We start from the raw sequence: 13,806 nt of genomic DNA on the forward strand, positions 1-13,806 counted from the left end.
CCCTGGCTCCGTTGCGGAACCCGGCCCGGACATGCGGTCTCATGCCGCGCTCACCTGTCACATGCAGAATGCGGCGTGCGATTTCAACCGTTTCAGCAAGTCTAGAGCGTATTTCGCCGGATTGATACCGCGCAATCCGACGCATTCCCGCGTTCTTCCGGGCAATTGGGGCATTTTGCGGACACGGAGGCCCGCCGCACGCCGGTTGTCGTGATTCCCGGACGCCGGTTCGGCTATGCCTTCTTCGAACGCGACTTGGCGCGCGCGGTTCCATTCAGCGCCACCGCGGCGCGGATCAGCGCCTTGAAGGCGTCCTCGTGGATGACGTCGCCCTCGCGGAAATCGATGGCGCGGCGGGTGTTGCCGTCCAGGCTGGAATTGAAGAGGCCCGCCGGATCCTCCAGGGAAGCGCCCCTGGCGAAGGTCAGCTTCACGACGGCCTTGTAGGTCTCCCCGGTGCAGACGATGCCGTCATGCTCCCAGACCGGCACGCCGCGCCATTTCCATTCCTCCACGATATCGGGATCGGCCGCCTTCACGAGTGCGCGCAGCCGGGCGAGCGTCTCGCCCCGCCAGTCGGCAAGTTCGGCAATGCGCGCGTCGATCCGCGTGGAAGGGGTGGCCGTTTCGCTTTCCGCCTTGTCCATTGTCCTCGTGTCCTTCGTCACATGCGCTCGCCCGGAAGCCGGCTCGCCTGCCGGATCCAGTCGGCAAGCGGCGTCTTGTCGAGGTCGTCGCCCTCATGGATGTGGAAATAGCGCGTCTCCGGGGTTTTCGAGGCGACCGGCGGCACGGGATCGAGCGACGTGCCGCGGAAGAAGGTCAGCTTGATGTATTTCGCAAAGCAGTGGTAGCTGAGAAACCAGCCGTCGCCCTCGATGCCGTAGAACGGCGAGTTCCACTTCACCGCCTTGTGGACGTCAGGCACCGTCTTGACGATCAGCGCGTCGAGCTTGCGGCCGACACCGCTCTTCCAGCCCGGCATGGCCGCGATATAGGCCTGGACCGGTCCGTCGCCATACCCCTTGGCGATCTGCGGATTGCCGCCCGAAAGGAGTTTTGGTTCCTCCGGTGCCTTGGTCATCGCAGGCCCTCCGGGCTGCGGCGCCGCGCCAGATAGGGCAGGGCGAAGAGATAGAGCCCGCTTGCGAGCAGCAGGATGAGCGGGAAGAGCGCAAGAAGGCCGATCCACAGGGCCGGGGTCTCCTGCGTCATGGCCGCGATGTTGATCAGCACCGCGACGGTGAAGACGATCGAGAGCCAGCGGTGTATCTGCCGGATCCGCATGTTCCAGTTCATTGTTGCCTCCTCAAGCGACAAGCGAGCCCGCCGTTCAGTCCAGATTGTCCAGGACGCGGTCGAGATTGTCGAGGAACCGCGGCCAGCCGGCCTGGGCACCCTGGAAGTAGCGCGGCTGGTCCGGCTTGAAACCGGTCTGTTCCATGCGCAGGGTCGTGCCCGTGCCGACGGGCGTCAGCGTCCAGGTGACGATGCTCTTCAGGCGCGAATCGCCCCATGTGTAGGAAAGGCTGCGGTGCGGCTCGACCTCCAGCACCTCGCAGTTCACCGAGCCCCATTCCGCCCGGAAATCGAAGCGATGGCCGACACTGGCCGCGAAATCCGTCTCCATCAGCCATTCGGCGATCAGATGGGGCTGGGTCAGTGCGCGCCAGATCTTTTCCGGCGGATGGGGGATTTGCCGTTCCAGGACGACGGAAAGGGTTTCTGTCATTGATCCATTCTCTTCAGGAGGTCTTCCAGGCGATCGAACCGGCTCTGCCAGAAGCCGGCCATCTGGCTCGTCCAGTCGACGAGCGGGGCGAGAGCATCGAGTTGCGCGCTGTAATGCGTCTGCCGGCCCTCGTGCCGGTCGCGCACCAGGCCCGCCTGCTTGAGCAGGGCGAGATGCTTGGAGACGACCGGCTGGGAGACGCCGGCCTGCGCCGTCAGCGCCCCCACCGTCTTCTCCCCCTCGCGGCACAGCCGCTCGAAAAGCGCCCGGCGGGTGGGGTCCGCAAGCGTGCGGAAGAGCATGTCGTGTGCTTCGGCCACGTTGATCCATACCTCGATAGCTATGGATTTCCTATAGCCGATTGACTATGAATAAGTCAAGTCAGCCATAAGAAACCGAAAGGGACCGCTTCCTTATGCCGGCAATATATGTTTATCCGTCTATATATCAGCCGGCCGGCAGCGGCACGAATTCCTCTTCGTCGCCGGGCACGATATCGAAGCGGCCGCTGCGCCACTCCTCCTTGGCCTGTTCGATGCGCTCCTTCGAGGAGGAGACGAAGTTCCACCAGATATGGCGCTTGGAGCCGAGCGGCGCGCCGCCGAACAGCATGATGTGACAGCCCTCCGGCCCGGCCTTCAGCGTGATCGCATCGCCGGGGCGGAAGACGAGCAACTGGTCGGGCGCAAAGACGTCGCCGGCAACGTCGAGCGTGCCCCACAGCACATAGACCGCCCGTTCCTCCCAGTCCGCCGCAAGCGGCGCGGAAGCGCCCGGCGCCAGCGTCAGGTCGGTGTAGAGCGTCTGCGTCGGCACGCCGACCGGCGAGGTGTAGCCCTCGTAGGAGCCGATGATCGTGCGCCCGGTGATGCCGTCCGCCGAGAAGGCCGGAAGCTCCGCCTTGGTCGTGTGGGCAAAGACGGGCGCCATCTCCTCGTGGCTGTCGGGCAGCGCCAGCCAGGTCTGCAGGCCGGAAATCGACTGCGGCCGGCCGCGCAGGTTCTCCGGCGAGCGCTCCGAATGCACGATGCCGCGCCCCGCCGTCATCAGGTTCACGTCGCCGGGTTCGATGACCATCTCGGTGCCGAGGCTGTCGCGGTGCTTGATCTCGCCGTCGAAGAGATAGGTGACGGTGGACAGCCCGATATGCGGATGCGGCTTGACGTCGATGGCCTCGCCGGCGCGCAGCAGCGCCGGCCCCATGCGGTCGAAGAAGATGAACGGCCCGACGAGCCGGCGCTTGGCCGTCGGCAACGCCCGCCGCACCTCCAGCCCGCCGATATCGCTCGTGCGCGGAATGATCAGATGCTCCAGCGCATCGCACGCCGCCGCATCGCCGGCCTCCGGGTCCTTTCCGGGAAAGAAACTCATCGCGCCCTCCTGTCGTTGCTTCGTGCCTGCATGCTAGCGGGCGGGGAGGGGCGTGGATAGGGCAGCGGGCGTTGACGGTGTGTCACCGGGTTCGGCCATTGCCTCTATCAGGTGTCGTCCGGGAGCTGCACAGCAGCACGCTCGGCGTCGATGATCAATGTGGGCAGGCGTTCGGTCACGATCGACCAGACGATTTCCTCATCGACATTGTCATAGGCGTGGCGAAGGATATTGCCGAGATCGCGGATTTGCCGCCATGGATGGTTTGGAAGCAGCGTTTCGGCGGTTCCACCGAGCTTGCTGGCCGCCTCGGATATCCACTCCAGGCACCGTTCCACCGCATCGCGGACCAGGTTGTTGCGTGCGAAAGCCTCTCGATCCATGCCGGTGGTATAGGTGAGGATGCTCGTCGCATTCTCGACGATGTCCTGGAGACGGGTCTTCGGCCGCTCAGTAGGCAATGACGCGCTCCCGCTCGACATTCTGCCGGAGCCTTTCTCTCTGGATCGGCTCGGGAAGCACGTCCACCGGCCGACCGGTGAGGTTTTCGATCATCTCCTTGAGATCGACAAGGGCGCCAAAGTAGCCGAAGCCGGACTGCCGGACCGGCTCCGAAAGCTTGACCAGAACGTCGATGTCGGAGCCGGCGGTGGCAGTTCCGCGCGCCACCGAGCCGAACAGCGAAATATGCTCCGCCCCCGCCGCCTCAAGTTCGGCGCGGTGTTCCAGAAGCTTCGCGATGATCTCGTCCCTGGTCATGGGAAAATTCTACCACGACGCGAGAAGGGCGTCGAGTTGGGGGCCTATGCCCCGTCGAGCGGCTCCGTGCCCTGCGGCTTGCCGGCGCGGTCGAGGCGGATCTTCTCGATGCGGTTCTCGGCGGCCGAGAGCAGCGTCTCGCAATGCTTCTTCAGCGCCTCGCCGCGCTCGTAGATCTCGATGGAGCGGTCGAGCGGCACGTCGCCGCGTTCAAGGGCGGCGACGATCTTCTCCAACTCCTCCACGGCCTGTTCGAAGGAGAGGGCGGAGACGTCAGGGGCGGCGGCGTTGGTCATGGTCAGCCTCTCATCAGGCGAAAGATATGGGTGGCGGCGGATTCGGCGAGGCCTTGCAGGTCGTAGCCGCCTTCCAGCAGGCTGACCACCCGGTTGTTCGCCGATTTTTCGGAAAGCTCCATCAGCTTGGCGGTCGCCCAGTCGAAATCGTCGGCGACGAGATTGATCTGCGCCAGGGGGTCGCGGTGATGGGCGTCGAAGCCGGCGGAGATGATGATCAGGTCCGGCCGGAAATCGGCGACGCGCGGCAGGACGCGCGACCGGAAGGCGTCGCGGAAATGGTCGCTGCCGTCGTTCATCGAGAGCGGCGCATTGACGATGTTGCCGGCGCCCGTCTCGTCCTTCGCGCCGCTGCCGGGATAGAGCGGCATCTGGTGCGTCGAGCAGAACAGCACCGAGGGGTCGTCGTAGAAGATGTCCTGCGTGCCGTTGCCGTGGTGCACGTCCCAGTCGACGATGGCGACGCGCTCGGCGCCGTGCGCCTTCTGCGCATGGCGGGCGGCGATGGCGGCATTGTTGAAGAAGCAGAAGCCCATTGCCCTGTCGCGCTCGGCATGGTGGCCGGGCGGGCGGGCGGCGACGAAGGCATTGTCCGCCTTGCCGGTGAAGACGGCGTCGATTGCGGCGATGGCGCCGCCGATGCCGGTCAGCGCCGCCTGCAGCGTCGCGGGGCTCGCATAGGTATCGGCCTCGACCTGGTTGATGTCCTCCTCCGGCATGGCGGACATGACGGCGGTGAGGTGGCGCTCGGGATGGGCGAGCAGCACGACGTCCTCGTTCGCCTGCGGCGCCTTCTCGCGAACGAGCGGCGAAAAGCGCTCGTGCTCGAGCGCGAGGTTGATCGCCCGGATGCGGTCCGACCGCTCCGGGTGGCCCTCCGGCGTATGGTGCTCGAGGAAGATCGGGTTCTCGAAGAGAAACGTCGTCATGGCCGGAAGCTACCCATTGCGGTTCACGAGGTCCACGGGAAATGGGCCGTGTCCACGGCTTTTCAACCGTCAGGGGGCGAGAAGCAGCTTTCCGGTGCGCGCGGGATCCTCCTGCCGGGCGAGCGCGGCGGAAAGGTCGGAAAGGGGAAAGACGCCGTCGACGGCCGAGCCGAGGACGCCGGCGCGGATGCCCGCAAAGCTGCGCGCGAAGGCCGCCTCGATCGCCGCGCGCGGCGCCGAATGCACCCAGTTGCGCAGCCAGAGGAAGGAGAAGGCCACCGTCTCGCGCCGGCTCGCCACCAGCGCGGCATCGAGCTGCGCCCCGCTCAGCGCGCCATACTGGATGAAGGCGCCGCCGTCGCGGACCTGCCGGAACAGCGCATTGCCGGGCTCCCCGCCGACCGCGTCGAGCACCGCGTCGAGCGGCGGGGCGGCGTGGGGAACGACCTCGCCGGCAAATGTCTCCGCCAGCCGCGCCGCGCTCGCCGCGCTGCGCACGAGGGCGACGGGCTGGAAGCCGGCCTCGGCCAGCAGCGCCAGCAGCATGCCCCCGATGGCGGAGGCCGCGGCCGTGACGCCGACACGCTGGCCCCCTGCCGCACCGAAATGCGTCCTGGCGGCCTCGACCAGCCGGAAGGCCGTCAGCGGGTTCACATAGGCCATGGCGGCGGCCTCGTCGGAAAGGTCGTCCGGCACGGCAAAGCACCAGTCGGCCGGGCGGAGAAGAAAGGGCTGCCACAGCCCGCTCGCGCCGATCGGCAGCACGCGCTGGCCGAGGGAAAGCCCGCTGACGCCCTCGCCGAGGGCAGAGATCTCCCCGACGCCCTCGAAGCCGGGCACGAAGGGCAGCACCGTGCGGCTGCGATAGGCACCGGTGACGGGGATGAGGTCGGAGGGGTTGATTGCCGCGCGGCGGATGCGGATTTGCACTTCGCCGGGGCCGGGCGCGGTGCGCTCGGCTTCTTCCAGGCGGATCACTTGCCGGGGATCGCCGAACGCTCTAACAACGGCACGGAACATGGCTTAACCCCGGGACAGGACGTGGAACAGGCGGCAGACATCACGGTCAGCGAGGTCCGGATACCCTTCCGCGATATAGACATGCACGGCCACATGCACAATGCCGCCTATTATGCCCATGCCGAGGCGGCCGTCGCCGGGCTCTGGCGGCACCGGCCGCACGGCGCTGATGATCCGGTCTATTTCGTGCGCAAGTCCGGCTGCACCTTCCATCGCGGCCTGAAGCTCGACGATCTCGCCTGCCTGAAAGTGTCCGTCACGCGCATCGGCGCGACCTCGCTGAGCTTCGCGGTCGCGATTTCCGCAGAAGGCGCGCCGGTCGCCGACCTGGAGATCGTCTGGGTCGCCGTCGATCCGGCAAGCCGCCAGCCCGTCAACGTGCCGCAGCCAGTGCGCGACTGGCTGAAGTCATTCCTCGCCTGACGCCGTCCCGACCCGCAGCCAGCCCGGCCGGCAATCCTCGAAGGAATGGTATTGCGGCGCAAGCACCGGATCGGCCGGATCGTCGAAGCCGCCGATCAGCAGCGCCACGACCGGTTCGTCGTCGATCGCGCCGATGGAGCTGCCGCAGGCCGGGCAGAAGGCACGGCTGGAATAGGCGGAGGAGCGCCAGGTGGCGGGCCTGCCGCCGCTGCCGGTCCAGGCGAGGCGCTCGGCGGGAAACTCCACCCAGGCGGCGGTCGGCGCGCCCGTATGCCGCTGGCAGAAGCGGCAGGAGCAGGTATGCGGCCTTTCCGCCACGCCCCGCGCCTCGAAACGGATGGCGCCGCACAGGCAGCCGCCGGCATGGATCTTCTCGCCCATGGTTCCCCTCACGGTTTCCGGAAAAGCGTCACGATCCCCATGCCGCCGCCGATGCCCATCATGGCAAGCGCCTCGGCGCCTGCCTCCGCCGTCCGCATCTGCGCGAACAGCCGCGTGACGAGGATCGCGCCGGAGGCCCCATAGGGATGGCCGAGCGCCAGCGCGCCGCCCTCGCGGTTGACGGCGGCGGGATCGATGCCGAGCGCATCGAGGCTGGCGAGCACCTGGGACGCGAAGGCCTCGTTGAATTCGATGAAGGGAACGCGCGCTGCGTCGAGGCCGGGATGGCGGGCGGCGAGCTTCTGCATGGCCGGCACGGGGCCGAGGCCGAGCAGGTTCGGATCGACGCCGGCGACCGCGCTGTCGACGATTTCCAGCAGCACCGTCAGGCCCAGTCTCTGCGCCTCGGCGAGCGACGTGACAAGCATGACGGCGGCGCCGTCATTGACCGGGCAGGCATTGCCCGCCGTCACCGTGCCGCCGGGGCGGAAGACGGGCTTCAGCGCGGCGAGTTTCTCCAGCGCGGTGTTTTCGCGCGGGCATTCGTCGCGGGAGACGGTGCCGGCGGGCGTGTCGACCGGCACGATCTCGCCGGCAAAACGCCCGGCCTTTTGGCGCGCCACGGCGCGGCGATGGCTTTCGAGCGCGAAAAGGTCCTGCCGCTCCCGGCTGATGCCGGCATGGGCGGCGACGTTTTCGGCGGCGATGCCCATGTCCGGATCGCCCACCGTATCCGGCGCCATGCGGGCGCGGCGGAGCGGCTCGGGCGTGCCGCCCGGCGTCGACGGCGGGCGGAAGCGCAGATGGGCGCGGCTGGTGCTCTCGGTGCCGCCGGCAAGGTAGAAGCGCCCGGCGCCCGCCTGCACCAGCCGCGCCGCCAGCGCGATCGCCTCCAGCCCGGCGCCGCATTGCCGGTCCACCGTCATGCCGGGCACGGAAATCGGAAGGCCCGCCTCCAGCGCGGCAAGGCGTGCGAGATTGCCGGCGCTGTTGGCGGCATTGCCGAGGATCACGTCGTCGACGGCATCCGGCCGCAGTCCCGTCTCGGCAAGGATTTTCCGGATGAGCGGCACGGCGAGGCTGGCCGGCTCGATGGCCGAAAGCGTGCCGCCGATGCGGCCGATCGGCGTGCGGAAGGCCGCGGCGACGACGGGGATACGGTCAGAGGAAACGGTCGAGCGCATCGTTCTCCTCCGCCACCCATTGCCGCACGGTCTTCGCCGCCACCTTGCCGGAGGACGTCACCGGCATGGCGCGGCACAGCCAGATGCGGCGCGGCTGCTTGTAGCGCGGCAGGAATTCCGAGAGCGCGGCCGTCAGCGCCCAGGGCGTCAGGCCCGGCCGTTCCGGCTCGATCACCGCGACGAGCTCGCTGCCGAGATCGGCATGGTCGATGCCGAAGACATGGGCGGCGCGCACGAGGCTGGTGTCGCACAACGCTGTCTCCACCTCCGAAGGATAGATGTTGTTGCCGCCGGACAGCACCATGCCGCCCGAGCGGCCGAGCAGGTGCAGCATGCCGTCCGTCTCCAGAAAGCCGAGGTCGCCGACGGTCGCGCGCGCGCCGAAGCGGGAAAGTCCCGCCCCGTCGCCCTGCCCGAGATAGCCGGTCGCGACCAGCGGGCTCTCGACGAAGACCGTGCCCGTCTCGCCCGCCGGCAGCGGCCTGCCGGCATCGTCGAGCACGGCGATCCTGACGCCCGGAAAGGCCCTGCCGACCGCCGTGGAGGAGGCGGCCTCGCCCGGCGCGGTAACGGTGACGAAGCCGAGTTCGGAGGCACCGTAATATTCGCGCAGCGCCGCCTTGGGGAAATGCGCCGCGCAGAGCGCATGGTCCGCCGCCGTCAATTTCGCACCGGCGATCGTGATGGCCGTGACGCCGGTCACCGGGGGCTCCGCGGCGAGCCGGCGCAGCATGGTCGGCACCAGGACGAGGCGGCGGATCGTGTTCGCCCCGATCGTCGCCAGCGCGGCATCCGGATCGAAATGCGCGGCAGAATGGAAGGCGCCGCCGGCAAGCAGCGTCTCGGTCATCGCATAGAGCGCAAGGCCATGGGCGAGGGGGCCGGGAGCATAGGTGCTCACCGTTTCGTCGATGCCGAAGAAGGGGGCGCCCGTGGCAAGGCTGGTCCGCCAGGAGCGCCGGTCGCGGATGATCGGCTTCGGATCGGCCGTCGTGCCAGAGGTGAAGACGATGAGGAACGGATCGTCGGCTGCCCCTTCCGGCAGGGGCGGCGCGTCCAGCGCGGCGCTTTCGGCGATCACGTCCCACGCATCGCCGTGCCGGCTCTCGACGACGAGGTCCGCTCCGTGGGCCGTGACAAGAAGGTCGGGGTCGATTTTCCGGATCAGGCGCTGGCGCTGGGCTTCCGGCAGGTGCGGATCGATCAGCGCGGCGCAGTTGACGCCGGCCGTGGCGGCCGTGAAGGCGGCGGGAAAGAGCGCGTGGTTGCCGGTCATGATCGCGACCAGCCGGTTTTCCGGCCCGATGGCGCTGCGGCCTTGCGGGGCGAGGTCGGCGAAGGCGGCGTGGAACCGCCGGGCGGTCGCCGTGAGCGCGCCGTAGGAAAGAACCCGGTCCTCCAGGTGGAAGGCCGGGTTTGAGGGGCTTTCGGCGGCGTGCCGTTCGAGGGCGCCGGAAAGCGGCATCGGCTCAGGCGCGCTGCGGCAGCAGCGGATAGCCGGCGAGCACCGCGCGGCCGGCCAGCATGGCGACGAAGGCCTTGATGAGGTCGCCGGGCACGAAGACGAGCGAGGCGAGGGCCGTCTCGAAGAAGGCCTTGCCGCTCATATAGGCGAGCCACGGAACGCCGAAGAGGTAGACGACCGCGATGCCGCCGACGACGGAGGCGGCGAGGAAGGTGAGGAACTGCGCCAGCTCCGGCTGGTCTTCCTTCGCGAAGCGCTCGGCGATCAGGCCGCAGACATAGGCGCCGAAGAACCAGCCGACGAGATAGCCGGCCGTCGGCCCGGCAAAGACGGCAAGGCCGCCGCGCCCGCCCGACAGGACCGGCAGGCCGATCGCAACGAGCAGCAGCACGAGCAGCACGGCCGCCGCGCCGCGCCTTGCGCCGAGAATGCAGCCGGCGAGCATGACGCCGAGCGTCTGCGCGGTGATCGGCACCGGAATGAAGCCGAGCGTGAGCGGCGGCAGCAGGCCCAGCACCACGATAATCGCGGCGAAGAGAGCGACGAGGACGATGTCTCTGGTGGTCATGTCAGGTTCCCCGGTGGACAAAATTGGGTCGAATGCTTAGTGCCGCCGAAAGCCGCGCGCGTCAATCGCCATGGCGATCGTGTCGGCGTCCTTCAGCGTCAGGATGATGAGCGGCACGAGGGTGGTCAATGGCCGGACCGGCAGGCCGCGCGCCCGGTGCGCATCGGTTATCTCGCCGTAACGTGCGAAGATCTCCGGCACGAAGCGGATGACGAGGCCGACCGCGAGACTCACATCGGCCGCGCGCACGAAGCCGAATCGTTCGAGCGGCGTCAGGAGCCGGGTGATCTCGTCCATGAAGGCGGAGATGGAGGTCGTGGCGGTGACGGCGGCGGCGAGCAGAACCAGCGCGCTCAGCCGGCAGAAGACGACCAGCGCCTCGTGCAGCGAATGGAAGGCATAGTTCGCGGCCGCGACGAGCAGCACCGTGAAGAGCACGAAGCGCACGCGCCGCAGGGCCTCGCGAAAGCCGATGCCGGTCGAAAGGTAGAGGATGGCGGAAAGCCCGAGCGCCGGCACGAGGATGCGCAGGTCCGAAACGATAAAGAGCCCGATCGCGGCGGCGAAGAGCAGGACCAGCTTGCCGCGCACGGGCATCAGGTGCAGCGGCGAATCGCCCTCGATGTCGAGCCCGTTCAGCATGCCGCGATCTCCCGGTAGGCGCGAATCGCCTCCGCCGGCCGGTCGTCGGCCGCAAGCCGGCCCTCGTGGAAGACCAGCACCCGGTCGAAACCGTCGAGCAGCGCGAGATCGTGCGTGATGACGAGCACCTGCTCCGGCAGGCCCGCCACCGTGCGCTCGATAAGCGCGCGGTTCTTCAGGTCGAGCTGGTTGGTCGGCTCGTCGAGGATCAAGAGGTCCGGCCCGGTGACGAGCACGCTGGCGATCGCGCCGAGCTGCGTCTCGCCGCCGGAAAGCTCGTGCACGCGCCGCCGCGCCAGGTGGGATATGCCGAAGCGGGCGAGCACCGCCTCCGTCCGCTCGGCGATCTCCGCCTTGCCGAAGCCGCGGTTCTTGAGGCCGAAGGCGATGTCCTCGGCAAGGATCGGCAGGATCATCTGGTGCTGCGGGTTCTGGAAGATGAAGCCGGTCTTGCCGCGCGCGGCCGCTTCGTCGGCCACCGTGTCCAGCCCGTCGACCGTCACCGTGCCGCCCGTCGGCTTGACGAGGCCGTTGATCAGCCGCGCCATGGTGGTCTTGCCCGATCCGTTGAGCCCGACCACGCCGATGCGCGATTCGCTCAGCGCAAGCGTGAGCGGATGAAGCGCGGCGCGTCCGGCATAGGTCACCGTTGCGGCGGAGAAGACGATATCCAAAAGCGGGGTCCCGTTTCGTGGATGGTGGGGGAGCTATAGGCAATTCTACCGCACCTGCGAAGAGGTTTTCCGCACCGGCCCGTGCGATAAGCGACAATCCGGCAAGGGGCAAAGCGGCCGATCCCGCGTTACTGTCGAAATCGGGTGGAACAAACCAAGAATATGTGCCTATCATCCACCATGACGATTCTCCTCTCCAACGCCGAGGCCCGGCGTATCTTTCTCGCCCGGCAAGGCCTGAGCGCACCGCCCGGCCGGCTTCTCGGCAAGGCGGACCTGCTGAACCTCATCCACGACATCGGCTTCGTACAGGTCGACAGCATCGCCACGGTGGAGCGGGCGCATCACCAGATCCTGTTCTCGCGCAACCAGACCTACCGGCGCGAACACCTGACGGCGCTGCTGGAAAAGGACGGCGAGCTCTTCGAACACTGGACGCACGATGCCTCCATCATTCCGAGCGCCTTCTTCCGCTACTGGAAACATCGCTTCCGCCGCAAGGAGGCCTCGATCGCCGAACGCTGGCGCAAATGGCAGGGGGAAGGCTTCGACAAGGCCTTCGACGAGACCTACGAGCGCATCGCCTCCGGCGGCGCCGTGCTGTCGCGCGATCTGAAGGCCGACGATCACAAGTCGGGCGGCTGGTGGAACTGGCATCCGAACAAGACGGCGCTGGAATATCTCTGGCACACCGGCAAGCTGGCGATCGCCCGGCGCGAGAATTTCCAGAAGGTCTACGACCTCGTCGAGCGCGTGCTGCCGGCCCATCACCATGCGCCGGATGTCGAGCACGACGCCTTCCTCGACTGGGCCTGCCGCAGCGCCCTGGAACGGCTGGGTTTTGCCACCCATGGCGAGATCGCCGCCTTCTGGGCCCTGATCACGCCGGACGAGGCCAGGGCCTGGGTCGAGGCGCATCGCGAGGAACTGCGCCCCGTCGCCATCGTGCCGGCGGATGGCGGCAAGCCGCGCGCCTGCCATGCCTTCGCTGATTTCCCGGCCTACCTCGGCGACGTTCCCGATCCGCCCGCCCGCCTGCGCGTGCTCTCGCCCTTCGATCCGCTGATCCGCGACCGCAACCGCACCGAACGGCTGTTCGGCTATTTCTACCGCATCGAGATCTTCGTGCCGGAGCCGAAGCGGCAATACGGCTACTATGTCTTCCCGCTGCTCGAAGGCGACCGCCTCGTCGGCCGCATCGACATGAAGGCCGACCGCAAGGCCGGCACGCTCGATGTCAAGCGGCTGTGGTGGGAGCCGAAGGTCCGCGCCTCCACGGGCCGGCTGGAAAAGCTGGACGCGGAACTGGCGCGCGTGGCGAAGTTCGCCGGCGTGGAAACGGTGCGTTATCTCGATGGATGGCGCGGGGAGACGGGTTAGGCCGTCACCGGCCGTCCACCGAAGGCGGCCTTGCCTCGTTCCGTCAGCGCGCGGAACTTGTCCGAAGCGCCCGTCAGCTTGGCGTCCCATTCCGGGTCGGGCACCTGGCCGCGGATCGTGTCGAAATAGACCGCCATCAGCGCGGCGATCGCGAAGGGCTCCAGCACGGCGGCCTTGAAGGCCCAGGCGAAGACGATGGCAACGACGAAGGCGTAGCCCGCGATCTCGCCGGGGAAGGCGTAGAGGATCGCGCCGGCGGGGGCGAGGGCGAGCAGGAAGACGACGATCGACAGCACCCAGAGGAAGACGGCGAGCCAGACGGCGTTCTTCACCATCGTCAGCCCGTTCTGTGCATAGAGCACGAGGCCGCGGCGGGCGCTGTCCCAGGCATTATCGCTGTTCGTGCGGATGTTGTAGCCGAGGATGATCTCGTCGACATAGGTCAGCGACAGGCGGATGACCGTGTTGGCGAAGCGGGCGATGGCATCGAGGCCGGGGATCGGCAGGAAGGCGGCGATGCCACCGATGAGCCCGGTAATGGCGGCGATCACGCCCTTGACGAGCTGGTCGAGCGCGAAGAGCACGTTCGCCTCGCCGAAACGGGCAGTGACGATCTCGCGGCCATAGGCGACCTGGCCCTTGCCATCCGGCAGCGCCTCGCCGTCGATCAGCTTGACGATGACGGCGATATGGGCGGCCTTGACCATGTAGAGCAGCCATTCGCGCGCCCAGTAGACGACGGTGGCGATGAAGCCCATGCCGATGAAGCCGCCCCAGACGGCATAGGATTCCGGGCTTTCGCCGAGCGAGCCGACGCCGTAGCCGATGCCGGCCCCGGCACCCGTGGCGAGGATGAAGGCGAGCGTGATGACGAAGTAGATCACCATGCGCAGGAGGATGAACGGCATGGTCTTGGTGAGGATGCCGATGGTCCTGCCGATGCTGAAATCCCACATGCCCCTGTCATCCCCCAAGAAAATCC

Annotated in this window: 20 protein-coding genes; 2 read left to right on the forward strand and 18 right to left on the reverse strand. The window is 67.8% G+C overall.

The features are described from left to right. Nucleotides 1–233 precede the first annotated feature (233 nt). The 11 genes from EV665_RS12665 to EV665_RS12715 form a co-directional block, all read right to left on the reverse strand. The gene (locus EV665_RS12665; protein ID WP_380685455.1) at nucleotides 234–668 is read right to left on the reverse strand and encodes a DUF1801 domain-containing protein; all 435 of its coding nucleotides are present in this window, start codon (nucleotides 666–668) and stop codon (nucleotides 234–236) included. After that, on the reverse strand, nucleotides 665–1,084 hold the full coding sequence (locus EV665_RS12670; RefSeq protein ID WP_133034376.1) for a DUF1801 domain-containing protein: 420 nt from the start codon (nucleotides 1,082–1,084) through the stop codon (nucleotides 665–667). The genes EV665_RS12665 and EV665_RS12670 overlap by 4 nt, the downstream gene beginning before the upstream one ends. After that, entirely contained in the window at nucleotides 1,081–1,299 is a 219-nt protein-coding gene (locus EV665_RS12675) for a hypothetical protein (protein ID WP_133034377.1), read from the reverse strand. Before EV665_RS12675 ends, EV665_RS12670 begins: the two co-directional genes overlap by 4 nt. A 34-nt stretch (nucleotides 1,300–1,333) precedes the next feature. Further along, complete coding sequence (locus EV665_RS12680; protein ID WP_133034378.1) at nucleotides 1,334–1,732, reverse strand: SRPBCC family protein; 399 nt, start codon at nucleotides 1,730–1,732, stop codon at nucleotides 1,334–1,336. Further along, on the reverse strand, nucleotides 1,729–2,034 hold the full coding sequence (locus tag EV665_RS12685; protein WP_371328598.1) for an ArsR/SmtB family transcription factor: 306 nt from the start codon (nucleotides 2,032–2,034) through the stop codon (nucleotides 1,729–1,731). Before EV665_RS12685 ends, EV665_RS12680 begins: the two co-directional genes overlap by 4 nt. A gap of 145 nt (nucleotides 2,035–2,179) precedes the next feature. After that, nucleotides 2,180–3,103 carry a pirin family protein gene (locus EV665_RS12690; RefSeq protein WP_133034379.1) on the reverse strand — a complete coding sequence of 308 codons (924 nt, stop codon included), beginning with the start codon at nucleotides 3,101–3,103 and terminating at the stop codon, nucleotides 2,180–2,182. 107 nt (nucleotides 3,104–3,210) lie between these two features. Further along, nucleotides 3,211–3,564: a HepT-like ribonuclease domain-containing protein gene (locus EV665_RS12695; protein ID WP_245507704.1), complete on the reverse strand. Its 354-nt coding sequence runs from the start codon at nucleotides 3,562–3,564 to the stop codon at nucleotides 3,211–3,213. Beyond that, complete coding sequence (locus EV665_RS12700; protein WP_133034381.1) at nucleotides 3,554–3,862, reverse strand: nucleotidyltransferase family protein; 309 nt, start codon at nucleotides 3,860–3,862, stop codon at nucleotides 3,554–3,556. Before EV665_RS12700 ends, EV665_RS12695 begins: the two co-directional genes overlap by 11 nt. Nucleotides 3,863–3,906: 44 nt before the next feature. Beyond that, a complete protein-coding gene (locus EV665_RS12705; RefSeq protein WP_133034382.1) occupies nucleotides 3,907–4,158 on the reverse strand; it encodes an exodeoxyribonuclease VII small subunit in 252 nt (83 codons plus the stop codon). Nucleotides 4,159–4,160: 2 nt separating this feature from the next. Next, entirely contained in the window at nucleotides 4,161–5,087 is a 927-nt protein-coding gene (locus EV665_RS12710) for a histone deacetylase family protein (RefSeq protein WP_133034383.1), read from the reverse strand. A 69-nt stretch (nucleotides 5,088–5,156) separates the two neighbouring features. Next, the gene (locus tag EV665_RS12715) at nucleotides 5,157–6,107 is read right to left on the reverse strand and encodes a zinc-dependent alcohol dehydrogenase family protein (protein ID WP_133034384.1); all 951 of its coding nucleotides are present in this window, start codon (nucleotides 6,105–6,107) and stop codon (nucleotides 5,157–5,159) included. A gap of 21 nt (nucleotides 6,108–6,128) precedes the next feature. Here EV665_RS12715 and EV665_RS12720 point away from each other — a divergent pair, with 21 nt between their 5' ends. Then, entirely contained in the window at nucleotides 6,129–6,530 is a 402-nt protein-coding gene (locus EV665_RS12720) for an acyl-CoA thioesterase (protein ID WP_245507705.1), read from the forward strand. Here the strand turns inward: EV665_RS12720 and EV665_RS12725 are convergent. Genes EV665_RS12725 through EV665_RS12750 form a run of 6 tightly spaced genes read right to left on the reverse strand, consistent with a single transcriptional unit; the run spans nucleotide 6,516 to nucleotide 11,444 of the window. Continuing rightward, nucleotides 6,516–6,911 (reverse strand): GFA family protein, encoded by a 396-nt coding sequence (locus EV665_RS12725; protein ID WP_133034385.1) that lies wholly within the window; start codon nucleotides 6,909–6,911, stop codon nucleotides 6,516–6,518. The genes EV665_RS12720 and EV665_RS12725 overlap by 15 nt on opposite strands. 8 nt (nucleotides 6,912–6,919) lie before the next feature. After that, entirely contained in the window at nucleotides 6,920–8,095 is a 1,176-nt protein-coding gene (locus EV665_RS12730; protein WP_133034386.1) for a thiolase family protein, read from the reverse strand. Next, on the reverse strand, nucleotides 8,073–9,560 hold the full coding sequence (locus tag EV665_RS12735) for a class I adenylate-forming enzyme family protein (RefSeq protein ID WP_133034387.1): 1,488 nt from the start codon (nucleotides 9,558–9,560) through the stop codon (nucleotides 8,073–8,075). The genes EV665_RS12730 and EV665_RS12735 overlap by 23 nt, the downstream gene beginning before the upstream one ends. 4 nt (nucleotides 9,561–9,564) lie before the next feature. Next, a complete protein-coding gene (locus EV665_RS12740; protein WP_064329284.1) occupies nucleotides 9,565–10,128 on the reverse strand; it encodes a biotin transporter BioY in 564 nt (187 codons plus the stop codon). 36 nt (nucleotides 10,129–10,164) lie between these two features. Further along, nucleotides 10,165–10,770: an energy-coupling factor transporter transmembrane component T family protein gene (locus EV665_RS12745; RefSeq protein WP_133034388.1), complete on the reverse strand. Its 606-nt coding sequence runs from the start codon at nucleotides 10,768–10,770 to the stop codon at nucleotides 10,165–10,167. Next, nucleotides 10,764–11,444: an energy-coupling factor ABC transporter ATP-binding protein gene (locus EV665_RS12750; RefSeq protein ID WP_064329286.1), complete on the reverse strand. Its 681-nt coding sequence runs from the start codon at nucleotides 11,442–11,444 to the stop codon at nucleotides 10,764–10,766. Before EV665_RS12750 ends, EV665_RS12745 begins: the two co-directional genes overlap by 7 nt. Nucleotides 11,445–11,624: 180 nt before the next feature. On the opposite strand from EV665_RS12750, the gene EV665_RS12755 reads away from it, so the two are divergent. Then, nucleotides 11,625–12,824, forward strand: coding sequence for a winged helix-turn-helix domain-containing protein (locus tag EV665_RS12755; RefSeq protein ID WP_133034389.1), 1,200 nt, complete (start codon nucleotides 11,625–11,627; stop codon nucleotides 12,822–12,824). Here the strand turns inward: EV665_RS12755 and EV665_RS12760 are convergent. Then, on the reverse strand, nucleotides 12,821–13,780 hold the full coding sequence (locus tag EV665_RS12760) for a hypothetical protein (RefSeq protein ID WP_133034390.1): 960 nt from the start codon (nucleotides 13,778–13,780) through the stop codon (nucleotides 12,821–12,823). The genes EV665_RS12755 and EV665_RS12760 overlap by 4 nt on opposite strands. Nucleotides 13,781–13,806 lie beyond the last annotated feature (26 nt).

Source organism: Shinella granuli (assembly GCF_004341885.1).
Taxonomy (GTDB): Bacteria; Pseudomonadota; Alphaproteobacteria; order Rhizobiales; family Rhizobiaceae; genus Shinella; species Shinella granuli.